Origin of the sequence: Streptomyces caelestis (assembly GCF_014205255.1) — a bacterium.
Taxonomy (GTDB): Bacteria; Actinomycetota; Actinomycetes; order Streptomycetales; family Streptomycetaceae; genus Streptomyces; species Streptomyces caelestis.
Window position 1 is genome coordinate 7073869 of sequence record NZ_JACHNE010000001.1, and the last position, 25437, is coordinate 7099305.

At 73.1% G+C, this 25437-nt stretch carries 13 protein-coding genes; 12 read left to right on the forward strand and 1 reads right to left on the reverse strand.

The genetic code is table 11. From position 1 onward, the window contains the following. Positions 1-3 precede the first annotated feature (3 nt). From HDA41_RS32220 to HDA41_RS32250, 7 genes are all read left to right on the forward strand, one after another. Positions 4-1956, forward strand: coding sequence for an HAD-IIIC family phosphatase (locus tag HDA41_RS32220; protein WP_184990230.1), 1953 nt, complete (start codon positions 4-6; stop codon positions 1954-1956). Beyond that, a complete protein-coding gene (locus HDA41_RS32225) occupies positions 1949-2194 on the forward strand; it encodes an acyl carrier protein (RefSeq protein WP_184990231.1) in 246 nt (81 codons plus the stop codon). Before HDA41_RS32220 ends, HDA41_RS32225 begins: the two co-directional genes overlap by 8 nt. A 150-nt stretch (positions 2195-2344) precedes the next feature. Next, positions 2345-3259, forward strand: a complete 915-nt coding sequence (locus HDA41_RS32230; protein ID WP_184990232.1) for a thioesterase domain-containing protein — start codon at positions 2345-2347, stop codon at positions 3257-3259. Beyond that, complete coding sequence (locus HDA41_RS32235) at positions 3249-3572, forward strand: acyl carrier protein (protein WP_184990234.1); 324 nt, start codon at positions 3249-3251, stop codon at positions 3570-3572. The genes HDA41_RS32230 and HDA41_RS32235 overlap by 11 nt, the downstream gene beginning before the upstream one ends. A gap of 183 nt (positions 3573-3755) precedes the next feature. Beyond that, positions 3756-7103: a non-ribosomal peptide synthetase gene (locus HDA41_RS32240; protein ID WP_184990236.1), complete on the forward strand. Its 3348-nt coding sequence runs from the start codon at positions 3756-3758 to the stop codon at positions 7101-7103. After that, positions 7103-8257: an acyl-CoA dehydrogenase family protein gene (locus HDA41_RS32245; RefSeq protein ID WP_184990238.1), complete on the forward strand. Its 1155-nt coding sequence runs from the start codon at positions 7103-7105 to the stop codon at positions 8255-8257. The genes HDA41_RS32240 and HDA41_RS32245 overlap by 1 nt, the downstream gene beginning before the upstream one ends. Before the next feature lie 10 nt (positions 8258-8267). Continuing rightward, positions 8268-9389, forward strand: a complete 1122-nt coding sequence (locus tag HDA41_RS32250; protein ID WP_184990241.1) for an acyl-CoA dehydrogenase family protein — start codon at positions 8268-8270, stop codon at positions 9387-9389. A gap of 74 nt (positions 9390-9463) precedes the next feature. On the opposite strand, the gene HDA41_RS32255 is transcribed toward HDA41_RS32250, so the two are convergent. Continuing rightward, a complete protein-coding gene (locus HDA41_RS32255; protein WP_184990243.1) occupies positions 9464-9841 on the reverse strand; it encodes a VOC family protein in 378 nt (125 codons plus the stop codon). A 114-nt stretch (positions 9842-9955) separates the two neighbouring features. Here HDA41_RS32255 and HDA41_RS32260 point away from each other — a divergent pair, with 114 nt between their 5' ends. From HDA41_RS32260 to HDA41_RS32280, 5 genes are read left to right on the forward strand one after another with little or no spacing between them, the layout of a single operon-like run. Then, positions 9956-11254 carry an MFS transporter gene (locus HDA41_RS32260; RefSeq protein WP_184990245.1) on the forward strand — a complete coding sequence of 433 codons (1299 nt, stop codon included), beginning with the start codon at positions 9956-9958 and terminating at the stop codon, positions 11252-11254. A 49-nt stretch (positions 11255-11303) separates the two neighbouring features. Beyond that, a complete protein-coding gene (locus HDA41_RS32265; protein WP_184990247.1) occupies positions 11304-12080 on the forward strand; it encodes a thioesterase II family protein in 777 nt (258 codons plus the stop codon). After that, positions 12073-15480, forward strand: coding sequence for a non-ribosomal peptide synthetase (locus HDA41_RS32270; RefSeq protein ID WP_184990249.1), 3408 nt, complete (start codon positions 12073-12075; stop codon positions 15478-15480). The genes HDA41_RS32265 and HDA41_RS32270 overlap by 8 nt, the downstream gene beginning before the upstream one ends. Continuing rightward, positions 15477-20066: a non-ribosomal peptide synthetase gene (locus HDA41_RS32275; RefSeq protein WP_184990251.1), complete on the forward strand. Its 4590-nt coding sequence runs from the start codon at positions 15477-15479 to the stop codon at positions 20064-20066. Before HDA41_RS32270 ends, HDA41_RS32275 begins: the two co-directional genes overlap by 4 nt. Continuing rightward, positions 20063-25378, forward strand: coding sequence for a non-ribosomal peptide synthetase (locus tag HDA41_RS32280; protein ID WP_184990254.1), 5316 nt, complete (start codon positions 20063-20065; stop codon positions 25376-25378). The genes HDA41_RS32275 and HDA41_RS32280 overlap by 4 nt, the downstream gene beginning before the upstream one ends. The last annotated feature ends 59 nt before the right edge of the window (positions 25379-25437 follow it).

Genomic DNA, 25437 nt, shown 5'->3' on the forward strand with positions numbered 1-25437 from the left:
GCAATGCGAGGCACGCGCACGCTGCACGGGAACATCGCCGCCGCAGTCGGTGCGGGACGCCCGCCCGCACGGGAGGACCTGCGCACCCTGGACGAGGACGGGACCGCGTCCGACTTCTTCAGAGCAGGCCGTGCCCTGCGCGCGCTGCCCTACGACCCGGCCCGGCTGCGCAAGGCGCGTGTCGGGATCCTCGCCACCGGCACGGCGGGCCCCGCGGAGGACATCCTGCGGGCGGCACTCGTCGCCGGGGACATGTTCCCCGTGGTGGAGACCGGGCCGTACGGCCGCTTCGAGGCGGAGCTCGGCGTGCCGGGCTCGGCGTTCACCGAGGCGGACCGTGACGTGCTCTGCTGTCTGCTCGACGCGGGGTACTTCGTACCGGCCAACTGGGACGCCGCGGACATCGGCACCCTGATCGACACCCTGCGGGAGCGCACGAGGACCCTCTGCGGCCTGGCCTCCGCCGCGGCGTCCAGGACGACGGCGACCGTCGTGCTGCACACCGTGCCGCTCCCCACGGAGCTGCGGGACTCCATCATCGGATGGCGGCAGCGCACCGCCCTCAGCCGCCACTGGCTCCTGCTGAACGCCGCACTGCTGGAGCTCGCGGAGACCCACGAAGGCATCGAGACCATCGACTTCGCCGGCCTGCTGGCCGAGCACGCGGCGCCCGCCGTGGACGACCGGCTCAGGCGGTTCGCCGACATTTCCTACACCGAAGAGGCACTGCTCGTGCTGGCCAAGGAGGTCCGCCGGCTGCTGCGTGCGAAGCTGGGGCTGTCCCGCAAGGTGCTCGCCCTCGACCTCGACGACACCCTGTGGGGCGGAGTGCTCGGCGAGGTGGGCGCGGAGGGCGTCGAGATCGGCGGACTCTACCCGGGCAACTGCCACAAGGAGCTGCAGAAGACCGCGCTGCGGCTGCGCTCCCAGGGCGTCGTGCTGGTGCTGACCAGTAAGAACGACGCCGCGCATGTCGACGAGGTGCTGGCCGGGCACCCCGAGGTGGTGCTGCGGCCCTCCGAGTTCTCAGTACGGGCCGTGAACTGGTCGGCGAAGGCGGACAACCTGCGCGAGGCCGCCGGGCAGCTGGGCGTCGCACCGGGAGCCTTCGTGTTCATGGACGACTCCCCGTTCGAACGCGGTCATGTGTCCGCCGAACTGCCCGAGGTGGTGACCGTCGCCGCCGACGGCGACCCCGCCTACCTGGTGCGGCGCCTGCTCGGCGGCGGATGGTTCGACGTCATGGAACTCACCGAAACGGACCGGCATCGGCCCGAGCTCTACCGGGCCCGCGCCGTGCGGACCGACTTCGCCCGGGAATTCGCCTCGTCCGAGGAGTACCTGGCCGCGCTCGGCATCGTCGTCTCGGTCAGCCCCGCGGGCGCGACCGACGTGGGCCGCATCGCCCAGCTCGCCGCACGCACCAACCAGTTCAACCTGACCGGGATGCGGTTCGACGCCGTTCGGACGGCCGAGATGGCCAGGTCGGACACCCATCTGGTGATCGGCTGCCGGGTCTCCGACAGGTTCGGCGACGATGCGCTGGTCGGTGCCGCCTGGGTGGACCGGAGCGAGAAGATCTGGCGGGTGCGCAATCTCGTGCTGAGCTGCCGGGTGCTTGGCCGTGGGGTCGAGCTGGCGATGGTGGGCCGGCTCGCCCGCGCCGCTCGGCTCGCCGGTGCGACAGAACTGGAGGGCAGCTACGTGCGCTCGCCGTACAACGACGTGGCCGCCACCCTGTGGACCAGGGCCGGCTTCGGCCCTGGTCCACGAGAAGGAGGGTGCGCAGCTTCGCCGGCGCGCCCTGGACGGGACGGTGGACGATCTGGTTCCGCCCTGATCCCCGAGAAGGACGGTGCGCAGGTCTATCGGCGCGCCCTGGACGAGACGGTGGATGATCTGGTTCCGCACTGGATCCGGATGCAGGACACGCAAGGAGGGGCACTGCATGAGTGACGCGCCTGCCGACGCTGTTGTTGGAGTGCTGAGCGAGGTACTGGGCGAGCCGCCCGAGGTGTTCGACGGCCCGTCGCGCCTCGGCGTACACGCGGGCTGGGACAGCATGGGCATGTTGCGGGTGGTGACGATGCTGGAGAGCGACCTCGGCATCCGCCTCGACCTGCGCAGGGTGCACGACGCCAGGACCGTGCACGACCTGGTCGGCCTGGTCGAGGGATCGCAGGCACCCGGCTGAGCGGCATCGGGCCTCCGCCGTGCCGTGCCGCACGGCGTGCTCCGTCCGCCCGGAACTGTCAGGAGTTCCCCTACCGCGAGACCTCCGCCGGCGGTGTCAGGGAAAGCACGGTCTGGCAGCGCCCGGTGGGCCATGGCTAGCTATGGAGCGATGAACGAAGAACGGTTGCGGGCACTGCCCGAGTCCAAGCGGGCGCTCTTCGAGGGCCTGCGGGCCCGGCGGAGCCGGGGCGGGCAGCCGCATGCGCGCGCCGCGGCCGGAGTGGAGCAACTCCGCCGCGGTACGGGCACGCCGGTGGTGCTCGTCCACCCGGTCGGCGGCGAGTTGTTCTGCTACGGGGAGCTGACACGCAGGCTCCCGGCGGGCTTCCCGGTGTACGGGCTGTCCGCCGACCACATGCTGCGCGACCCCGAGCCGCCGGAGTTGACCGCGCTGGCACGGCACTACGTCGACCGGCTCACGAGGGCCGGGATCCGTCCGGCGCTCGTCGTCGGCTGGTCGTTCGGCGGGATGGTGGCCTACGAAATGGTGCGGCTGCTGTCGCGCGGCGGGCGCCCCTGCCGGGTCGTGCTGATCGATTCCATGCCGTCCTCGGCGTCCGGGCCCGAAGCCGAGACCGACCTCCTGGGGGCTGGACTGCTGCGGCGGTTCGTGTCCGACCTTCGGCAGTCGGGCGGTGCCCGCCCGGAGGGCCTGGACACTGGCGACGAGGCGTGGAGCCTGCCGCCCGAGGAGGCGTTGCGGGCCCTGCACGGCCGCCTGGTCGCCCAACTCGGCGCGGCGGGCATGTCCCTGGACGATCTCAGGGCACGACTGCGGGTGTACGCGAACGCGTCCCTCTGCCTGCGGCGGCACCACCCGGCACCGGGCGGACCGCCGCTGCGGCTGCTGTGGGCCGGCGAGACGGCGGGCGACCTGTCGGCGTGGTGGCGTGACACCGCGCCCTCCCCGATCACGGGGGAGCGGGTGGCGGGAGACCACTACAGCCTGCTGCGCCCGCCCGCGGTGGAGGACGTCGCGCGCTTCGTGCACGAGGCTCTTGAGGAGGAACAGCATGGCGACTGAGAACACGGAACCGGACAAAGCTGACACGGGACCCGGCACGGACCCGCCGCCGCGGCCGCCCCAGAGCCATGAGGAAAAGGTGATCGCCGGAATCTGGGCGGAACTCCTCGGCGTCCCCGACCCACCCGCCGATGTGAGTTTCTTTCAACTGGGCGGTTATTCACTGAGCCTCATGCGGGTCGGGGCGCGGCTGCAGGAGCACTTCGGCCTCGTCGTCCCGATTCCCGATCTCTTCGAGAACGTTACCGTCGAGGCCCAGGCGGCCCTGGTGGAGAAGCTGTTCGACCAGCAGCTCACGGAGCTCGGGGAATAACGACTCGGGGGAGCGATACCGGCACTGGTGGCCCGGACAACGCCCGAGGAAATACGGGAACCGGCCGCGTACCGGGTCGGGGACCATCCTGACATCCCGGATCACCGGGCGCTGGATACGGTGCCCGGAAACAGGAACCGGGAAGTGCGCTCGGAACCTCAACTCGGCGAAGGAGCCATCACGATGAGCGAGCTGGCACGGCGGCTCCGCCGCGTTCCCCTGGAACGGCGGGTGAAATTTCTCGAATTGCTCAAAGGCGAGAACGCACCGAAGGCGCAGGACGGGCCCGTTCCCCGGGCACGCGACGCGACGGCACGCCAGGACACCGCGCCGCTCTCCTACGCGCAGAACACCCTCTGGTTCCTGGACCGTCTCTCACCCGGTGTCCGCGCCTACAACCTGATCATCGCGTTCTGGGTGGACGGCGCACTCGACGTGGCCGCCCTGGAACGCGCGCTGGGCCTCGTCGTCGCCCGGCACGAGGCACTGCGCACCTCGCTCCGGGACCTCCCCGAGGGGCCCCGCCAGGTGATCGAGGCGGAGGTCCCGGTCACTCTCGCGACCGTCCCGGTGCCGGGCGCGGATCCCGACGAACGCAGTGCACGGGCGCGCGAACTGGCGGAGGAGGCCGTGCGTGAGCCGTTCGACCTGGGCGCGGGCCCGCTCTGGAGGGCGCGGTTGCTGCAGACCGAGCCCTCCCGGCACCTGTTCGCCTTCGTCGTGCACCATGCCGTCTTCGACGCGGCCTCCTCCGAGGTGGTCACCGGCGAACTGCTGGAGCTCTACCTGTCGCTCACCCAGGGGCGTCCCGCGACCTTCGCCGATCTGCGGGTGCAATACGCCGACTTCGCCATCTGGCAGCGCGAGACACTGAGCGGCCGCCGCCTGGACGAGCTGGAGAGGTTCTGGTCGGAGAGGCTGCGCGGCGCCCCCGTCCTGGAGCTGCCGACCGACCTGCCCCGGCCCGTCGAGTTCACCTACCGGGGCACTGAGGCGGCCGGGCCCATCCCCGGCGAAGTGATCGACGGGGTGCACCGGCTGGCCCGGGCGATGGGCGTCACGCCGTATCCGGTGTACCTGGCCGTCTTCGCCGAGCTGCTGCGCCGCTACACCGCACAGGAGGATCTGGTTGTCGGCTGCTCCACCAGCATCCGCGGCCAGCTCGAACTCCAGGGCTTGGTCGGATTCTTCGTCAACATGCTCGCGCTGCGTGTGGACGCGAGCGGCACACCGACCTTCCGCACGTTGGTGACCAGGGCCGACTCGGTGCTGCGTGACTCACTGGCACACCTCGACCTGCCCTTCGAGCGCGTCGTTCAGGCGACCTCGCCCACCCGTGACCCCTCGCGGTCACCTCTTGTCCAGGTTGCCTTCCTGATGCCCCAGCAGCCATGGGAGGTGACGGCGCCCGGCCTCGGCATCGAGCTGGAGGAGCCGGCCACCGGCACGTCCAAGTTCGATATGACCTGGCAGGTCAGGGAGGCGGGGGACGACTCGTCGCTGACGGTGGAGTACTGCACCGACCTGTACACGGCCGACACCTTGGATGCCATGATCACCCACTATGTGCGGCTGCTCACCGCCCTGGTGGAGGAACCCGACCGGGTGGTGGGCGACCTGGACATGCTGTCGCCGGACGAGCACGCGCAGCTGTTGGCCCACGGCAGCGGCCCCCGGCGGGACTTCGGCCCGGCGACCGTGCACGGCCGCTTCGCCGAGCAGGCCGCCGGTACCCCGGATGCGGTCGCGGTGGTGCACGGCGACGACAGCATCCGGTACGCGGAGCTCGACGCGGCGGCGAACCGGCTCGCGCATGCGCTGCGCGAGCGAGGCGCGGACACCGGCGGTCTGGTCGGGCTCTGCCTGCCCCGCGGTATCGATTATGTGACGGCGGTCCTCGCCACCTTGAAGGCAGGTGCCGCGTTCGTCCCGCTGGACCCTCAGGCGCCCCCGGACCGGATCGCGGGACTCCTGGACGACGCGAAACCGTCCGTGGTGGTGAGCCGTTCCCCGGAGGCGGCCGCGCTCCCGGCTCACGCTCCGGTGCTGCTCTTGGACGAACTCACCGATTCTCCCGCCGCCCGGCCCGCGGCCGCTCCGGAGGCCGCCGCCGGCCCCGACGACCTGGCCTACGTCCTCTACACCTCCGGCAGCACCGGGCGGCCGAAGGGCGTGCTGATCGAACATCACAGCGTCACCAGCTTCGTGGCGGCTGTCGGGGAGCTGTTCGCCATGAACGAGGCGGACCGGGTGCTCGGCTACGCGGCCTGCACGTTCGACGTGTCCGTCTTCGAGATGTTCGGCGCGCTTCTCCACGGGGCGCGGCTTCACATCGCATCGGACGCCGACCGGCTGGACGTGGACCGGCTGCAGGCACTGCTGGAGACCGCCGGGATCACCGTGATGGACATGCCGCCCGCGGTGATGGCCCTGCTCGACCCGGACCGGCTCGGCAGCCTGCGCATCGCGTTCGTCGGCGGTGAGGCGTTCCCCGGTGATCTCGTCAACCGCTGGAATACGGTGTGCCGCTTCTTCAACGGCTACGGGCCGACCGAGTGCACGGTCACCATGGTCGTCCAGGAGTGCGCCGGGCACTGGGACACCTCCCCGCCGATCGGCCTGCCGATCGCCGACCACGTGGCACACGTCCTCGACGAACACCTGCGGCCGGTTCCGTACGGCGTCGCGGGCGAGCTGGTCATCGGCGGTGCGGGCCTCGCACGCGGTTATCTCAACCAGCCGGCCCTCACCCGGGAGAAGTTCGTCGCGGACCCGTTCGGCACCGCGCCCGGCGGGCGGCTGTACCGCACCGGCGACCTGGTGAGGCGGCTCAGGAACGGCGCACTCGTCTTCCTCGGGCGGCTCGACCGGCAGATCAAGGTGCGCGGCGTACGCATCGAACCGGGGGAGATCGAGGCGGTGCTCGCCGCGCACCCGGACGTCCGGCAGGTCCAGGTGGAGGCGTGGACCGACCCGCACGGAACCAACCGCCTCGTCGCCTATGTCGTGCGGGACGAACAGGCCGAGGTCAGCGCCCAGGAACTGCGCGCCTTCGTGGCCGACAAGATGCCCGCCACCATGGTCCCGCAGCATGTGGTGCAGTTGCCCGAGTTCCCGCTGACCTCCAGCGGAAAGATCGACACCCGCGCCCTGAACACGTCCGACATCCTGGGCGGCGTGGACCCCGGTACGGCGACCGCGCCCCGTACGGAGATGGAGCGGATCCTCGCGGAGGACCTGTTCCTGCCCATGCTGCGCAACGAGGTGGTGGACGTCACGGCGAACTTCTTCGAGATGGGCGGCAGCAGTCTCCAGGCAGCACAGTTGATCTCCGGTATCCGGCGGCGTTTCGGCACCGAGATCTCCACGGCGGACTTCTTCCGCGATCCCACCATCGAGGGTCTTGCGGTCGTGGTCGAGCAGCGGCGGGCCGCCGCACTCGACGACGCCAGCCTGCTCGACATGATCGAGCAGATGTCGGAGGAGGACGTGGCACGGCTCACCGCGTCCGACAAGGGAGAGGCGGGGTAATGGACTTCAGTGCGACCGAGCGCGAGGAGGCCCTGCGGGCCGAGGTCCGCGCGGTCCTGGCGGAGCCCGACGTACGGGCCGAGCTCGACCGGGTGCGCCGCAGCTCCCGGCGTGAGCCGGACGTGCGCCCGCTCTACCGCATGCTGGGGCGCCGTGGACTGCTCGCGGTGAGCTGGCCCGAGGAGTTCGGGGGCCGCGGCGCGGCCCACACCGAGGCGGCCGCCGTGATCGAGGAACTGGTGCACGGCGGCGTGCCCGACATGCTGCACGTGCTGAGCGTCCAGATCGTCGGCCTGTTCCTGCTCCAGGCCGGCTCCCCGGAACAGAAGGCCGCCCATCTCCCGGGGCTCGCGGCGGGGGAGCGGTTCGCCACCGTGCTCTACACCGAGCCGCAGACGGGGTCCGACCTGGCGTCCCTACGCACCACGGCCCGGCCGGACGGCGACGGCGGGCACCTGCTCACCGGCGAGAAGATCTACGGCCTCAAGAGCGGCATGAGCGATCTGGCGCTGTGCGCGGCGCGCACCCGCGAGGGCAGCAGCAAGTACGACGGCATCAGCCTCTTCCTCGTCGACCTGGCCGCTCCCGGCGTCACCCGCGGGCTTATCGACAGCATCGCCGATGACGCGTTCGACCGGGTCGTCCTGGACGGGGTGCGCACCGGCGCCGGCGCGCTGCTCGGCGAGGAGGGCGAGGGCTGGGCGTTGCTCAGCCGCTGCCTCGCGATCGAACGGACCGGGCTCGACTACTCCCTGAAGGCCGCCCGCTGGTACCGGGCCGCCCTCTCCGGCATCGACGACGTCGCCCGCACCGACGGTGCGCTGCTGGAGGAGGTGGGCCGCCTGGGCGCGGCCGTCGACTCCGGACGGCTCTTGGCCTGGGAGGTCATCAGCCGCCTCGACGAGGGGGAGGCCGATCCGACCGCCGCGGCCGTCGCCAAGTACTACACGAGTGAGACCGCGCAGGAAGTGGCCGTCTGGGCGACGACGGGCCGCGGCTTCCGCTACGGGGCGGGGGAGCCGGGCGTCGACGAGGCCGACCTCCTGGAGGCGGCCTACCGCGAGGCCCCCGGCCTGACACTCTCCGCGGGAACGTCCCAGATCATGCTCGAACTGGTCGCCAGTTCGGCCTTCGACGCGGTCATGGAAAGCTGAGGACCCAGCGATGCGACTGACCCCCGACCCTCTGGTGGAACGGCTCGGCCGGACGACACGCGCCCGTCTGGCCGCGGTCGGCCGCACCCGCGGCCCCGGCGGCAACGCCGACAGCGCCCTGTACGCCGCCGCGCGCGACGGGCTGCGGGATATGGGCGCGTACACCTTTGAGGCCCCCGTCACCTCCGGCGGACTCGATCTGGGCCTGGTCGCGGGCAGCGTGATCGCCCGCGAACTCGGCCGTCACGCGCTGCACGAGGTGTACGGCGGCCCGGCCCTCGTCACCGATGTGCTGCGTGACCAGGACGCGTACGGTGACCTCGCCGAGGCCCTGGCCCGCGGTGACGTACCCGTGGCGCTGGGCGGTCTGGACGCCCTCTGCGGTCTCGACGGCCCGCCTGCCGGGGCGCCACAGGCGACGCGGCGATGCACGGACGCGTGGGAGCTGACCGGACAGATCACGCTCGGCCGGATGCCCGACGACGCGGCGCGGTGCTGCGTGGCCGTCACTACGGACGCCGGGGTCCTGCTCGTCCTGCTGGGCCCCGACATCTGGCGCAAGCGGTGCGCCGCACAGTCGCCGGGCCGTCCGGCGGTGCTCGGCCTCGACGGGCTCGTCGTCGCGGACGGCGATGTCGTCGGCCGGCTGTCCGGCACAGCGCTGCCGGGAGACGACCTGCTTGCCCGCGCCCGCGTACGGCAGGCCGCCCATCTGCTCGGACTCGCCCAGGGGGCCTGCGATCTCGCGGCCGGCCATGCGCGTTCCCGGCAGCAGTTCGGCCGTCCGCTCATGGAGTTCCAGGCCGTCGGGTTCACGCTGGCGCGCGGCGCCGTCGACCTGCGGGCGGTGCGCGTCGCCGTGGAGCGGGCTGCATGGCTCGCCGACACCGGCGGCAGCGGTGGCGCGCTCGCGCAGGCGGCGGCGGAGGCCCTCGCACAGGCCGCAGAGACGGCGCTGCGCGTCATCCGGGACGCCATGCAGATCCACGGTGCGCGGGGCATGACGCGCGCTGCCGCGGTGCACCGGTACTACGAGCTGGCCCGGCTGGAGGTGCCCCGGTTGGGACCGGCGGCCCTGCTGTGGCGTGAAGCGGGCGCCCATCGGCTGAACACCACTGCCCGGGCGGCGTAACCGGGCCGGCCGGCCCGACCCGCGCCGCCGCACGGCGGCGCGGGCCTCTGCTCCCGTGCCGGGACCGGATGGGCTCAGTCCGCGGGCCGGAGCGGGGGCAGGACGCAGAACTCGTTGCCCTCCGGATCGGCCATGACCGCCCATCGGGCGTCGGCCGGCTGCCCGACGTCCACCCGCCGGGCCCCCAGGGCGACGAGCCGCTCGATCTCGCGCTCCTGGTCGTCGGGGCGCAGGTCGAGATGGATCCGGTTCTTGCCGGCCCGGGTATCCGGCGTCCGCTCGAACAGCAGGTCCGGGACGACACCGTCCTCGGCGCTCCCGGCCGGGGGTTCCAGGACGACCTCGTCCGGCTTCTCGTGCGTGCATCGCCAGCCCAGGGCCTGCCGCCAGAAGTCGGCCAGTGTCTGTGGATCCCGACTGTCGATTACACAACACTGAATCTGCAACGTCATGGATCAACCTTCTCAGGCTTCCACGGCACCGCCTATCAGGGGTTCTCCCGACTCGTCGGGCCTGTGCACGGGCGTCGAACCTGGTCACGATCGCCGCGGACAAGGGAGGGCCGGATGCCGGACCGACGGGTGCTGCCGCACGAGCCTCGGATCCCACCCGGCGAACGCGATTTCCTCCGGCTGTGGGCCGGTGACGCGGTGTCGCAGATCGGCTCCCAGATCACGCTGTTCGCGCTGCCCTTCACGGCGGTCGCCGTGCTGCACGTCTCCGGGGACCAGGTCGGGCTGCTCCAGGCGCTGTACACCCTGCCGTTCCTGCTGATGCCGCTGCCCGCCGGCCTGTGGCTCGACAGCCGCCCGCTGCGGCCGGTGCTGATCACCGTCAACCTCTTCTGCGCGGTGCTGGTGCTGTCGGTGCCGCTGGCCGCGGCCGCGGGCGCGCTCGGCCTCACCCAGCTCTATGTGGTCGCGGTGCTCGGAGGCGCCGCCACCGTAACCTCGGACATCGCCAAGGTCGCGCTGCTGCCGCGGCTGGTCCCCGCCGAACGGCTGGCCTCGGCCAACAGCAGGTTCAACACGGGCCTCGCCGTCGGGGCCACTTCGGGCCCGGGGCTCGCGGGCTGGCTGACCACGCTGGTCGGCGCGCCCAACGCGCTGTTCGGCGACAGCCTGTCGTACCTGTTCTGCGCGGGCGCGATGGCCCGGCTTGAGCACCGTGAGGACGCCAGACCGGCGCGGCCGCCCCGGAAGCGGAACCTGCGCGAGGAGGTCACCGCAGGGCTGCGCGTAGTGGCCCGGTACGCGCCGCTGCGGAACATCGCCGTGCACGCCGCGCTGTTCAATGCCTGTGCCCAGCTGCTCAATGTCGCCCTGGTCGTGTACCTGGTGCGCGAGCGCGGGTACGGCGGGGGCGCGTACGGCCTGGTACTCGTCTGCGGCGGGCTGGGCGGCGTGCTCGGCACGGTCGCCGCTCCGCTGCTGATCCGCCGGCTCGGCCACGGCCGGGCCATCCTCGCCGTGGTCACGGTCTCGGTCCCCGCCTTCTGCATCATTCCCGCGGCGCACGGCACCCGCGCCACGGTGGTGGCTCTCTGCTCGTTCGCACTTTTCACCGGTTCTGCGGGGGCCGGGGCCGGCAGCGTGGTGAGCGCGACGGTACGGCATCTGGCCAGCCCGCCCGACCTGCACGCCCGGGTGAACGCCGCCTACCGGCTCGTCACGTTCGGCTCCATGCCCGCCGGGGCGCTGGCCGGCGGATTGCTGGTGGACCGGATCGGCGCGCACGCCACGCTGTGGACGGCGGCGGTGGCCCTGCTCTTCGCCCTGCTGCCTCTCGTGCTCGCCCCCGTGCGCACGTTGCGCGCGGTCGAGCGCCAGGACCGGGCCGCACCCGGCCTTCCGGCGGCCGGGTAGGGGAATGTCCTGACTGTTGGACCCGGCCCGCCCCGCTGAACCTTGCCCCATGAACGCGTTGCGGCTGTGGTGCAAGAGCGATGAGGTCCGGATGTGGGTGCTGTGCCTGCCTCCGGGAGGCGGCAGCGCCCAGCAGTTCCGGAGCTGGTCCGATCGGCTCCCGCCGGTACTCGGGGTGGCCGCCGTGGAACTGCCCGGTCACGGCTCGCGCTCCGACGAGCCGGCGCCCACCGACCTCGATGCCCTGCTCGACGAGCTGGCCGCGGACGTCGTCCCGCTCCTCGGCCGCCCCGTCATGCTCTTCGGGCACAGCATGGGCGCCGTCCTCGCCGTGGACCTTGCCCGCAAGCTGCGCGCCGCGCGCGGCTGGCGTCCCGCGGCCTTGGCCGCCGCCGCGAGCGAGCCGCCCGACCGGCCGCTGCCCGCCGGGCTCTGCACCGCCTCCGACGAGGAACTGACCGGCCTGCTGCACGCCTGGGGCGGCACCTCCGGCGAACTGCTCGCGGACCGGCGCTACCTCGCCGAGGTTCTCCCCGTGGTCCGCGCCGACCTGGCTCTCATGACGGGCCGCGCGCACCGGGACGAGGCGCCGCTGGACTGCCCTGTGCACACCTACCTCGGCGAGGACGACACCACCGTCGACGCGAAGGAGGCGGCCGAGGGCTGGGCACGGCAGACCCGGGCCGGCCACACAGTCCGGACCTTCCCCGGCGGCCATTTCTTCCCCCATGAGCCGCAGGAACAGATGCTCACCGCCCTGGTCGAGGACGCCGACGCGGCCGTCGACGGCAGGCTGCGGGCGGCAGAAGGAGTGACACATGGCTGACCCCGGCAGGACCGCCGAGGAACCCACGGGCCGCGCGGGCGGACTCTCGCCCGAACGCCGCGCCCTGCTCACGATGGAACTGGCCCGGCGGCGCACCGCGGCAAACCGGCCGGTGCGCCTGCCGCGCACGGACCCCGAGCCACGCTTCCCGCTCTCCTACGCCCAGGAGCGGCTCTGGTTCCTCGACCAGGCTGACCCGGGCTCCACCGCCTATGTGATGCCCGGTGCGCTGCGCCTGTGCGGACCGCTGGACCGGCAGGCGCTCCGGCAGGCCCTCGACGAGATCGTGCGCCGTCACGAGGCACTGCGTACCACTTTCCCGTCCGAGGGCGGGCGGCCCGAGCAGTGCGTGGGCCGGCCGCGCCCGGTGCTGCTCCCGGTCACCGACCTCGGCGCCGCGGACGCCGCCGGCCAGGAGGCCGCCGTCGCGGAACAGAGCCGCGCGGAGGCGGCCGAGCCGTTCGACCTCACTCGCGACCTGCTGCTGCGAGCCCGGCTGCTGAGGCTGGCCGACGACCACCACGTCCTCCTGCTGAGCCTGCATCACATCGCCGCCGACGGCTGGTCGCTCGGCGTCCTGATGCGCGAGGTCGGTGTCCTCTACAACGCCTTCCACAAGGGCGAGCCGCCCGTGCTCGCCGACCTGGACGTGCAGTACGCCGACTACGCCGTATGGCAGCGCGGCTGGCTCGACCAGGGCCCGCTGGAGGAACAGCTGGGGTACTGGCGCGCACGCCTCGAAGGGGCACCGGTACTCGAACTGCCCACCGACTTCTCCCACACCGCACCCCGGACCTGGCAGGGCGCGTCGGTGCCGCTGACGGTGCACCCGCCGCTGTGGCAAGAGGTGGCCCGGCTTGCCAAGGCGTCGGGAGCGACCCCCTACATGGTGCTCGTGGCCGCGTTCGCCGTGGTGCTCTCCCGATGGAGCGGCCAGCAGGACGTGGTCATCGGCTCTCCGACGGCGGGACGCAGCCACCCCGAGCTGGAACCGCTCGTGGGCTTCTTCGTCAACACGCTGCCGCTGCGGGTTGACGCCTCGGGAGCACCGTCGTTCGCACAGTTGATCGAACGGGTCCGTGCCACCTGCACCGACGCCTACGGACACCAGGACGTCCCGTTCGAGAGGCTGGTGCAGGGACTGCGCCCGGAGCGCTCCCAGGGGCCGGTCCCGCTCGTGCAGGTGATGCTCGCACTGCGCGACACCCCGGCCGAGGATCTCGCGCTCACCGGCCTGGAGACGGAGGAACTGGAGGTGGCCCTCACCGGCGCCGCCAGCAAGTTCGACCTCGTGCTCGACCTCGTCCCGGCCCGGGACGGCGGGCTCGGCGGCCGGGTCGAGTTCAGCACCGACCTGTTCGAGGCCGCCACGGCACAGCGCATCGGACAAGCGCTCCTGTGCACGCTGACGGCCGCCGTCGCCGACCCGGAACTGCCGGTGGACCGGCTGCCGCTGCTGGCGGACGAGGAACGCGCCCGGATCCTCGGCGAGCTCTCCGGCGACGGCGACGCGAGCGCCGCCGACACGGCAGGCTGCCTGCACCCCCTGATCGACCGCACCGCACAACAGCTCCCTGACCGGCCCGCGGTGGTGAGCGGCGACACCGTCCTCACCTACCGTGAGCTGGTCGAACGCGCCAACGCCCTCGCACACGAACTCCGGCAGCTCGGCGCCGGCCCCGAACGGCTCGTGGGTGTTTGCCTGCCGAAGTCGGCGGACATGGTCGTCGCACTCCTCGGCATCCTCAAGGCGGGCGCCGGCTACATGCCGCTCGACCCCCGCTACCCCCGGCACCGTGTCGAGCTGATGGTCCGAGACTCGCAGGTACCCATCGTCATCACCGACCGAGCCGTCGCGGGCGGTGACCTGCTCACCGCACCGGACGGCGACGGGCCCCGGCTGGTTCTCGTCGACGAATTCACGCAGCGCCGGGCCGACCCACCGCCCGAACTCGCCGCCGAGCGCACCCTGGCCTACGTCATCTACACCTCCGGCTCCACCGGTGTGCCGAAGGGATCGGCCAACGAACACGGCGGCGTCGTCAACACCCTGCTCGGGCTCAACCGCTGCCTCGGCCTGGAGTCGTCCGACCGGATGCTGGCGATCTCCTCGCTGAACTACGACATGTCCGTGTACGAGATCTTCGGCCCGCTGCTGGCCGGCGGATGCGTGGTCGTGCCCCACGACATCGAGGTCACCGACCCCGAACGGCTGCGCCGCCTGCTCATCGACGCCCGCGTGACGGCGTGGAGCAGCGCCCCCGCGCTCCTGGAACTGCTGGTCCAGCACGCGGACGGGCACGGCGGCCTGCCGGGCAGTGCGCTGCGGCTCGCCGTACTCGGCGGCGACCGGCCCTCGCCGACCCTCGCGGACCGGCTGGCCGGACTGGTTCCTGACGTCCGCCTGTTCAACCTGGCCGGGATGACGGAGACCTCGTACTGCACGCTGTACCACCTGGTGCGTCGCCCCGAGCCGATCCCGGGCAGCATCCCGTGGGGGCGCCCGCTGCCCAACCAGCGGGTGTACGTGCTGGACGGGCACGGCGAGCCGGTCCCGGTCGGGGTGCGCGGCGAGCTCTTCGTCGGCGGCGCCGCGGTGCGCCGCGGCTACTGGCGCAGGCCCGGCCTGACCGCCCAGCGGTTCGTGCCCGATCCGTTCGGCGCGGCGGCGGGCGGGCGCCTGTACCGCACCGGCGACGCCGCGCGGTGGCGCCCCAGCGGCGAGCTGGAGTTCCACGGTCGGCTCGACCACCAGGTGAAGCTGCGCGGACTGCGGATCGAGCCCGGCGAGATCGAGGCCGCGCTCGCCGGCCATCCCGACGTGGAGCGGTGCGTCGTGCTGATGCGCGGTGCGGACCAGGACCAGCGCCTCGTCGCCTACCTCACCGCCTCGGGGCTGCTGCCGCCGAGCACCGGCGAACTGCGGCGCTTCCTGCTCGACCGGCTGCCCGACCACATGGTCCCGTCGGTCTTCGTACTGCTGGACCGGCTGCCGCTGCTGCCCAGCGGCAAGCTCGACCGCTCGGCCCTTCCGGAGCCCGCCGCGATACGGCCCGACCTGGCCCCGACCTACGTCGAACCGTCCGAACCCCTGGATCGGGTGTTGGCGGACATCTGGGCCGACGTGCTGAAGGTGGACCGGGTCGGTACCGGCGACGACTTCTTCGAACTGGGCGGCCACTCGCTGCTGGTGACCCAGGTGGCCTCCCGTATCCGCGACCTGTTCCGGGTGGACCTCTCCATCCGCGCGTTCCTCGCCGCGAGCAGCCTGTCGGCCCTGGCCGCCCAGCTGAGAGCGGCCGCGGAGCTGGAGGGACGTGACGCGGACCGTACGGCGGAAGTGGTACTCCAGGTAAGCACCCTGAGCCAGGACCAGGTGAGCAGGCGGTTGGCCGAATGAGTACGCACCTCACTGCTGATCAGCGCAGGCTGCTCGACCGGCTTCTCGACGAACAGACGGACCGGCCGGCCCCGGCCGCACTCGCGGCGGGCAGAGCGGACCGCGCCCACGCGGAGCTGTCCTCCGCACAATCCAGGATCTGGTTCTTCGACCAGGTCAGGCCCGGCTCGTCCCTCTACACCATCACCGGCGTCGCGCGGCTGCGCGGTGCGCTCGACACCGACGTGCTGCGGCGCGCGCTCGACGAGGTGCTCCGCAGGCACGAGGTGCTGCGCACCACCTACCACGGTGAAGACGAGCCCTGGGCCCGCGTCGAAGAGGCGGGACCCCTCGAGATGAGCGTGACGGACCTGTCCGGGCTGCCCGAGGAGAGCCGCGGGCGTGCCCTGCGGGAGCGCCTCGACGCGGAGGCGGCGCGTCCGTTCGACCTCTCCCGGGACCGGATGCTGCGCAGCGCCCTGCTGCGTCTCACCCCCGACGAATACCTCCTCCAGCTGTCGATGCACCACATCGCGGCCGACGGCTGGTCGCTCGGCGTGCTGGTGAGAGAGCTCGGCGCGCTCTACACCGCCTTCCGACAGGGACAGAAGTCGCCGCTGCCCGAACTGGCCGTGCAGTACGCCGACTACGCCGCGTGGCAGCGGGAGCGGCTCGCCGAGCCCCGCCACACCGAACTGCTGAACACCTGGACCGAGCGGCTGGCCGACGTCGGCCCGCTCGACCTGGTGACCGACCGACCGCGGCAGGAGACGGAGTCCTTCGCCGGGGCCTGGGCCCGCCTGGAGCTGCCGGCGGACCTCGTCGAGCGGGTCAAGGAGTTCGCCGACGCCGAACGGGTGACTCCCTACATGGTGCTGACGGCGGCCTTCGCCGCGGTCCTGGCACGGTGGAGCGCCGGGGCCGAGGACGTCGTGCTCGGCTGCGCTGTCGCCGGACGCAACCGGGTCGAGATCGAGCCGCTCATCGGCTTCTTCGTCAACACCCTGCTGCTCCGTCTCGACCTGGGCGGCGACCCGTCGTTCCGTACCGTGGTCGCCCGCGCCAAGGACGCGTGCACCGACGGGTACGCCGGGCAGGACGTGCCGTTCGAGCAGATCGTGGAGGTACTCAGGCCGGAACGCGACCCCGGGGCACGGGTGCCGCTCGTGCGGCACATGCTGGTGCTGCACAACAGCCCCCGGCCCCGCCTCGAACTGCCGGGTCTCGACGTGACCGTGCTGCCGGTGGAGACCGGCACGGCCAAGTTCGAGCTCCAGCTGGAGCTCGCCCCCACCCCCGAGGGCGCACTGAGCGGCTGGATCGAGTTCTCGCGCGAACTGTTCGACGAGGCCACTGTGGCCGGGATGGCCGGGGCCTTCCGTCTGCTGCTGGCCGACGGGGTGGAGCGGCCCCACACCCCGGTCCGCTCTCTGCGGATCCTCGGTGACGACGACGAGGAGCTGGTCCAGCAGCAGTGGAGTGGAGTGCGGGCGGGGGCGGTGGGCGACGGCTGTCTGCACCGGCTCTTCGAGCGCACGGCCGACGAGCGGCCCGCGGCCCCCGCAGTGGTGCACGACGGCACCGTGGAGACCTACGCTCAGCTGGAACGGCGCGCGAACCGGCTGGCCCACTGCCTGCTGGCACGGGGCGTGGGAGCCGAGGATGTGGTCGGGATCGCCCTGCCCCGCTCCACGGACGCGATCGCCGCGATGCTCGGCGTACTCAAGGCAGGTGCGGCCTATCTGCCGCTCGACCCGGACCACCCGCCGCACCGCCTCGCCAAGGTCGCCGCCGACGCCGCCGCCCGCGTCGTGATCACGGCGTCCGACACCGCGGCCGGTGACCTGGCGGCGGCCGCGGGGGACGAACTGACGGCACCGGTCGCGCTGAGCGTGCACGACGACGCGGTGCAGCGGGCCGCCGACACCCGGCCCGACGTGACCGTGCTGCCCGGCAACAGCGCGTACGTGCTGTACACCTCCGGATCGACCGGGCAGCCGAAGGGCGCCGTCAACGAGCACGCCGCCGTGGTCAACCGGATCCTGTGGATGCAGCGGGCCTACCGGCTGGAACCGGACGAGGCGGTGCTGCACAAGACGCCGCTCGGCTTCGATGTGTCGGGCTGGGAGTGGCTCTGGCCGCTCGCGGCCGGGGCACGCATCGTGGTGGCCGGAGCGGACGGCCGGCGCGACCCCGCGCTCATCACCCGGCTGATCCGCGAACACTCGGTGACGACCTGCCACTTCGTCCCGTCGATGCTGCGGATCTTCCTGGAGGAGCCGACGGCGGCCGACTGCGCGGACGTGCTGCGCCGGGTGGTGTGCAGCGGAGAGGCGCTGCCGCCCGGGTCGGTCCGGCGGGCCCGCGAGGTGCTGCCGGGCGTGGAGCTGTACAACCTCTACGGCCCGACCGAGGCGGCCATCGACGTCACCGCTTGGACCGTGCCGGGGGACGCCGGCGCCGACGGGGCCGCCCGCCTGCCGATCGGCACGCCGATCGCGGGAGCACGGACCTACGTCCTCGACGAGCACATGCGTCCCGTGCCGCCCGGAGCGCCGGGGGAGCTGTTCCTCGGCGGCAGTCCAGTGGGCCGCGGCTATCTGAGGCGGCCGGGGCTCACCGCAGAACGCTTCGTGCCCGATCCTTTCACCCCGGGGCAGCGGCTCTACCGCACCGGCGACCGCGCGCGCTGGCTGCACGACGGCTCGCTCGACTTCCTCGGCCGGCTGGATGCCCAGCTCAAGATCCGCGGCCAGCGCATCGAACCCGGCGAGGTCGAGGCGGTGCTGTCGGCCAACCCGGTCGTCGAGCAGGCCGCCGCGATCCCGTACCGCGACGCGGCGGGCGATCTCCAGCTGGCAGCCTTCGTCAGCCTGCGGGACGACGCCGTGGCATCGGCCGCCGATGGACACGCGGAACAGCCGACCGGCGAGGACGAGGGCGGGAACGGGGCGCACGTCGACCGGTGGCGCACCGTCTTCGACGAGACGTATCGCGGCTCCGCACCCGACGACCCCAGGTTCGACATCGCGGGCTGGGTGGATTCCGCCACCGGTGACCCGCTGCCCGCGCACGAAATGCGGGCATGGGTGGACGAGACGGTGGAACGGATCGCCGCACTGCGGCCGCAGCGGGTACTGGAGATCGGCTGCGGCACGGGTCTGCTGCTGTTCCGGCTGGCACCCGGCTGCGAGCTGTACTGCGGCACCGACATCTCCGCCGAGGCAGTCGAGTCGCTGCGCACGCACACCCAGGGGCTCGAAGGGGCGAAGATCGAGCTGTCGCAGGCCGCAGCCGACGACTTCTCAGGACGGCCGCCGGGCAGCTTCGACACCGTCGTCCTCAACTCGGTCGCGCAGTACTTCCCTGACGTCGACTACCTGGTACGCGTGGTACGCGGTGCCCTGCGGATGCTCAGCCCCGGCGGGCACCTGTTCATCGGGGATGTACGCAATCTGCTCCTCCTCGAAGAGCTGCACACCTCGATCCTGCTGCACCGGCTGCCGCCCGACACACCCGTGAGCACCCTGCGGCGCCTGGTCGCCCAGCAGGTCGCACGCGAGGAGGAACTGATCGTGCACCCGGCCTTGTTCGAGGCCGTCGCGGGCGCCGGTGCCGTCACCGTCGTCGCCAAGTCCTCCCCGTACCGCAACGAGCTGACCCGCTTCCGCTACGACGTGATCATCAGCGCGGACCCGCCCGGGGAGCCGCTCCGGCCGGCCACGGAGGGCTGGACGGCCTGGCCCGGGCCCTCCGCGTTGCCGGACGACGGCGCTGCCCAGTCGTTCGGCTGGCTCGGCGTACCCGACGGCCGGCTGCGGGAGGACCTGCTCGCCGTCCGGCTGATGCACGCCGCCGGGGCAGGGGAGACCATCGGTGGGCTGCGGCGCGCCATGGCCGCCGCCGAGCACGGCGCGGCGGCCGATCCTGCCGCCCTGGCCGAGCGGGCCGACGCGGCCGGCTACCGGATGCTGCCCAGGCTGCGTGCCGAACCGGGCACTCTCGACCTGGAGTTCACCGCACCCGGCCACTCGCTCTCCGCGCCGCGACCACTGCCGCACCCCGTCACGGACCCGGCCGGCTGGGACGCCTTCGTCAGTGATCCCCGGCGGGCGGTGCGGCGGCGCCTCACGGTGTCGGCGCTGCGCGACCATCTCGGCCGTGTGCTGCCCGACTACATGGTGCCGGCCTCACTGATGGTGCTGCCGGAGTGGCCGCTCGGCCGCACCGGCAAGCTCGACCGCGCGGCGCTGCCGCCGCCCGACGGCCTGCGCCCCACCCTGGCGACCAGCTACGTCGCCCCGCGCTCCGAGACGGAACACCTCGTGGCACGCGTCTGGCGGGAGGTCCTGAACCTTGACCGGATCGGCGTCCACGACGACTTCTTCGCACTCGGAGGCCACTCGCTGCTCGCGGTCCAGCTCGTCGGCAGGCTCCGCGCCCGCCACGGGGACGGGCTCTCGATCGGCACACTGCTGCGTGCGCCCACCATCGCGGCGGTCGCCGCACTCCTGGACCGGCCGTCGGCCGCGTCGCCCGCACCCGGCCCCATCCGGCGTGCCGAACGCCGCCCTGTCATCGGGACAAACCGGAAGGAGAGCCGATGACGTTCAGTTTCGTGGATGTCCTGCGCGGCCGGGCCGAGACGCAGCCGCACCGGCTCGCGCTGGAATTCGCGGTGGCCGACGGCGAGTATGTGGCCTTCGAACACGCCGAACTCGACCGCAGGGCGCGTGCGGTGGCCGCGCTCGTTCAGGAGCGCGGCACTCCGGGCGGACGCGTCCTGCTCGTCCACCAGCCGGGGCCCGACTACGTCAGCGCGTTCTTCGGCTGCCTGTATGCCGGGGCGGTGGCGGTGCCGATCTATCCGCCCACGGGTGCACGCGGTCTGGAACGGGTCGCCGCGGTCGTCGCCGACGCGGGGGCGGAGCTGGCGCTCACCGACAGCGCCACCCTCGCGCGTCTCGCCGACGGCGCGGGCGCGGCGGCCCTGGGGGCCGAGGTGCACTGGGCCGCAACCGACGCGCTGGACCCGGACCGGGCGCAGGACTGGAGTGAACGGCGGCCCCGCGCGGACGACCTGGCGTTCCTCCAGTACACCTCGGGGTCGACGGGCAGCCCGAAGGGCGTCATGGTCAGCCACGGCAACCTCGTGCACAACTCGGCTGTTATCGCCCGCACGCTGGACCTCGACGAGGAGAGCCGCGGGGTCAGCTGGCTGCCGCCGTACCACGACATGGGACTGATCGGCGGCATCCTCCAGCCGCTGCACACCGGGTTCCCCTGCACCCTGCTGTCGCCGCTCGCCTTCATGTACCGCCCGGCGCGCTGGCTGCGCGAGCTCGACCGCACCCGCGCGACGATCACCGCGGCACCCGACTTCGCCTACGGGGAGGCCGTACGGCGCACCAAGCAGGAGGAGCGCGACGCGCTGGACCTCTCGGCGCTGCGACACGCCCTGGTCGGGGCGGAGCCGGTGCGCACGGCCACGCTCGACACCTTCGCCGAGCACTTCCGGAGCACCGGATTCTCCCGGTCGGCCTTCTACCCCTGCTACGGCCTGGCGGAGGCCACGCTCTTCGTCTCCGGCGGGGCCCGCCCCGCACAGGAGCCAGCCGGCCTGCGGGTGCGGCGCTCCGGGCTGGACGAGGGCCGCGCCGTCGCCGACGACGGGCCGCAGACGCGTGAACTGGTCGGCTGCGGCTGGGCCCACCACGAGGACCTGATGCTCCTGGTCGATCCGGAATCCGGCCGCCCGGTGCCGTCCGGCGAGGTCGGCGAGGTGTGGGTGAGCGGCCCGACAGTGGCGCTCGGCTACTGGCAGCGGCCCGGGGAGACGGCCGCCGCCTTCGGCGCACGCGCAGAGGGCCATCCCGACCGCACCTTCTTGCGCACCGGCGACCTCGGCTTCCGGCACGGCGACGAGCTGTTCCTCACCGGCCGGATCAAGGATCTGATGATCGTCCGGGGGCGCAACCACTACGCGCCCGACCTCGAGCAGACCGCCGAGGCGGCCCATCCGCTGCTCCAGCCCGGCCGCAGCGCCGCGTTCACCGTCGACGACGGGAGCGCGGAGCGGATCGTGCTGGTCCACGAAGTGCGCGCCAGGGCCGCGTCCGAGGATGCCGCGACGGCCATCGACGCGGTGCGTGCGGCCGTGGTAGCCGGGCACGGCGTGATGCCGGACGAGGTCGTCCTGGTCAGAATGGGCGCCGTCCCGCGGACCAGCAGCGGCAAGATCCGGCGGTCCGAGTGCCGTACTCGCTGGCTGGCCGGTGACCTCACGCCCGTCGCCTCGGGCCGGGCCGACGCTCCCGCCGCCGCGGCGACGGCCGCAGGGCTGCCGGCCGGGCTCGCCGCGCTGGTCGCGACCACCCTGGAGACCACACCGGGGGCGCTCGCCGCCGACGTGCCGCTGATCGCTCAGGGCCTGGACTCGTTGCGTGCGATGCGCTTGGTGACGGCGCTGGAGGAGGAACACGGAGTCACGGTGCCGCTTGCCGCGCTGCTCGGCGGGCTGACCCCGCAGGAGCTCACCGGACTCCGGGCGGACGGTGCCGAGGCCCCGGCCGACCCCCCCGAGCGGGACAGGGACGGGCGGCTCACGCCGGCGCAGGAGCGGATGTGGCTGCTGGACCGGATGGGCGCGGGTGGCGCCTACCACGTCGCGGGCGGACTGCGTCTCACCGGCCCGCTGGACACGGCCGCCCTGGAGGAGTGCGTGGCCCGGCTGATCGCGGACACCCCCGCACTGCGGTCGGTGTTCCCGCCTGGCGACGACGGCCTTCCCGGGCTCGCCGTCCGGCCGCCGGGCGGCCACCGACTCCCCGCCCTCGACCTCAGCGGCGAGCCGGACCCCGCCGTGCGCGAGGCTCGCGCCCAGGAGGCGCTGCGGGACCTGGCGGCCGCGCCGTTCGACCTCGCCACGGGCCCGCTCGTACGGCTGTTGCTGATCGAACTGGGCCCCGGGGAACGGCTGCTCGGTCTTGCCGCGCACCACATCGTCCTGGACGGATGGTCGCTGGGCCTGCTGCTGCACCGGCTCGGCACGACCTACCGGCAGGCAGTGGAGGAGAACGCTCCGCCGCCCGCCCCCTGGTCTCCTGACCCGCGCCCCGCACCGCCCGCTGCCTTTACCGACGACGACGACGCCTTCTGGCGCGCGCAGCTCGGTACCGCAGAGCCCGTCGCACTCCCGACGGACCATCCCGCCTACGCCCGCCCGAACTGGCGTGGCGCGTCCGTGCCGGTAGGGCTCGCGGCCGGGCTGATGGAGCGGCTGCGCACGGTCGCGGCCGACCGGGGCGCCACCCCGTTCATGGTTCTGGCGGCAGCCTTCGGTATCCTGCTCGGCCGGTGGAGCGGCCAGGACGACCTGGTGATCGGCGCCGCCGTGTCCGGCCGCGGCCGGCCCGCCGACGCGTGCAGCGTCGGGCTGCTCGCCGACACCATGCCGGTCCGTGTGGACCTGCGGCCGGGTCCGGACGCCTCGGCGCCCGCCGGAGCGGACTTCGCGACCGTGCTCGACCGGGTGCGCGCCACCTGCCTCGCCGCCTACGCCCGTCCGGGCCGTCCGTTCGACGAGATCGTGCGGGCCGTCGGCGGGCGCCCGGACGGCGGCCGCGCCCCGGTGGTGCGCACCCTGCTGGCGCTCCAGAACCTCCCCGTCGAACCCTGGGAGGCGGGGGATGTACGGGCGGAGCCGTTCGAGCTGCCCGCGCCCGGCGCCCAGTTCGAACTCTCGGTGCACCTGAGCGAGGGCCCGGACGGTTCGCTCGCCGGCCACGCGGTGTACGCGGCGGGGCTGTTCGACGAGGCGACCGTCACAAGCCTGCTGTCCGGTCTGCCGACCCTGCTCGGCGCGGTCCTCGACCGGCCCACCGCGCCAGTGGCCGGTCTGCCGCTGCTTGCGCCCGCAGACGGCGCCCGGCTGGCCCGCACCGTGGCCGACGGCGGCCCTGCCGCGGCCGACGGCCTCGTCCACCACCTTGTGGGGCAGGCCGCCCGTGACTTCCCCGACACCACCGCGGTGGCCTGGGACGACGGGGTGCTCACCTACCGGGAGCTCATGGCGCGGGTGCGGCACCTCGCCGCGCGGCTCCGTGCGCTCGGCGTGACCCCCGACCAGCCGGTCGCCGTGTGCCTGCCGCGCTCCGCCGACCTGGTGGTGGCGCTCTGCGGTGTGCTGGCGGCGGGCGGCGCCTGTCTGCCGCTCGACCCGTCGCACCCGCCCGCCCGGCTCGCCCGGCACGTGACAGGCACTGCGGCCCGGGTGCTGATCGGCACGGCCGGGCCCTCCGGCACGGCACACCGGGTGCTCGGCGGATTCGACGAGGACGCCCCCGCACTCGCCGTACTGTGCCCGGAGGAGGCCGGCGAGTCGCCCGCGGCCCCGGGCGTCCCACCACTGCCGGCCCCCCGCCTACACCCCGCGAACCTGGCCAACGTCCTCCACACCTCGGGCTCCACCGGAGCACCGAAGGCCGTCATGACCACGCATGCCGCGCTTGCCAACCGGCTGGCCTGGATGCAGCGCGAGTACGGCCTGCGCCCCGGCGAGGCGGTGCTGCACAAGACGCCTGTGAGCTTCGACGTGGCGGGCTGGGAACTCCTGTGGCCGCTGACCGTCGGCGCCACCGTGGTCCTGGCCCGGCCCGAAGGGCACCGCGACCCCTACTACCTGGCCCGCCTGATCGCCCGGCACCGGGTCACCACCTGCCACTTCGTACCGTCGATGCTCCATGCCTTCCTGGAGGAGCCCGCGGCCGGGATGTGCGCCCGGGTGCTGCGCCGGGTGGTGTGCAGCGGAGAGGAGCTGCCCCCGGCGCTCGCCGAACGGTTCGCACACACCCTGCCCGGGGTGGAGCTGCACAATCTCTACGGCCCGACCGAGGCCGCGATCGATGTCAGCGCCCATCGAGTCGGGACGCCTGCGGCCTCCGGCATGCGGGTACCGATCGGTCGGCCGATCGCGGGCACCCGGCTGTACGTCCTGGACGCGGCGGGCCACGTCGCGCCGCCGCAGGCGCCCGGGGAACTGCACATCGCGGGGCTCGCCCCTGCCCGTGGCTATCTCGGGCGGCCGGGACTGACGGCCGAGCGGTTCGTCCCCGACCCCTTCGTCCCCGGCGCGCGCCTCTACCGGACCGGCGACCTGGCCCGGTATCTGACCGACGGAAGCCTGGAGTATCTGGGCCGTCTCGACCGGCAGCTGAAGATCCGCGGTCAGCGAGTGGAGCCCGCGGAGATCGAGATCGTGCTCAACAGCCATCCGGCGGTGGAGCTCTCGGCGGTGGTGGCCCGTCCCGGCCCCGACGGCCGATTGCGCCTCGCCGCATGGGCGGTGCCCGCGAGATCCGCCGCCCCCGACCCCGGCGAGCTGCGCGACTTCCTGGCGCGGCGGCTCCCCCCCGGCCTCGTGCCCGAGACCGTCGGCCTGCTGGCCGAACTGCCCGTCGGCCCGCATGGGAAGCTCGCCCCGCAGCTGCTGCCCGACCCGGTGGCCGAGGAGACGGCGCACCGCGTCGGAGGCGGGCCGCGGACCGCGCCGCGTGACGCGGTGGAGTACCGGATGGCCGGCATCTGGACCGAGGTGCTCGGCATCCGCGACCCGTCCGTCACCGACGACTTCTTCGCACTCGGCGGTCACTCGCTGCTGGCCACCCGTGTCGCCGTGCGCGTCCGCGCGTCCTTCGGTGTGGAGCTGCCGGTCGGCGAACTGCTGGGCGGCGGGCCGCTGACCATCGAGCGGCTGGCAGCCCTGGTGCAGTCGCGCCAGCTCGACCAGGCGGGCCACGAGGAAGTGGGCGACGTGCTGGAGTGGATCTCCGGACTCTCCGACGAGGAGGTCGAGGCGCTGCTCGCCGACGGTTGGCAAGGCAGTACATCCCCCGACATCCCCCACGACACGCAGACCTGAGGAGTGTCCGGGAGTCTCCCGACTCTCGCGCCGGTCCGCCGGATGCCATTGTTCCGTCA

Bases quoted from the DNA above. Each gene is read 5' to 3' on its own strand.
- HDA41_RS32220 (WP_184990230.1), top strand. From the start codon at position 4: ATGCGAGGCACGCGCACGCTGCACGGGAACATCGCCGCCGCAGTCGGT.
- HDA41_RS32225 (WP_184990231.1), top strand. From the start codon at position 1,949: ATGAGTGACGCGCCTGCCGACGCTGTTGTTGGAGTGCTGAGCGAGGTA.
- HDA41_RS32230 (WP_184990232.1), top strand. From the start codon at position 2,345: ATGAACGAAGAACGGTTGCGGGCACTGCCCGAGTCCAAGCGGGCGCTC.
- HDA41_RS32235 (WP_184990234.1), top strand. From the start codon at position 3,249: ATGGCGACTGAGAACACGGAACCGGACAAAGCTGACACGGGACCCGGC.
- HDA41_RS32240 (WP_184990236.1), top strand. From the start codon at position 3,756: ATGAGCGAGCTGGCACGGCGGCTCCGCCGCGTTCCCCTGGAACGGCGG.
- HDA41_RS32245 (WP_184990238.1), top strand. From the start codon at position 7,103: ATGGACTTCAGTGCGACCGAGCGCGAGGAGGCCCTGCGGGCCGAGGTC.
- HDA41_RS32250 (WP_184990241.1), top strand. From the start codon at position 8,268: ATGCGACTGACCCCCGACCCTCTGGTGGAACGGCTCGGCCGGACGACA.
- HDA41_RS32255 (WP_184990243.1), bottom strand. From the start codon at position 9,841: ATGACGTTGCAGATTCAGTGTTGTGTAATCGACAGTCGGGATCCACAG.
- HDA41_RS32260 (WP_184990245.1), top strand. From the start codon at position 9,956: ATGCCGGACCGACGGGTGCTGCCGCACGAGCCTCGGATCCCACCCGGC.
- HDA41_RS32265 (WP_184990247.1), top strand. From the start codon at position 11,304: ATGAACGCGTTGCGGCTGTGGTGCAAGAGCGATGAGGTCCGGATGTGG.
- HDA41_RS32270 (WP_184990249.1), top strand. From the start codon at position 12,073: ATGGCTGACCCCGGCAGGACCGCCGAGGAACCCACGGGCCGCGCGGGC.
- HDA41_RS32275 (WP_184990251.1), top strand. From the start codon at position 15,477: ATGAGTACGCACCTCACTGCTGATCAGCGCAGGCTGCTCGACCGGCTT.
- HDA41_RS32280 (WP_184990254.1), top strand. From the start codon at position 20,063: ATGACGTTCAGTTTCGTGGATGTCCTGCGCGGCCGGGCCGAGACGCAG.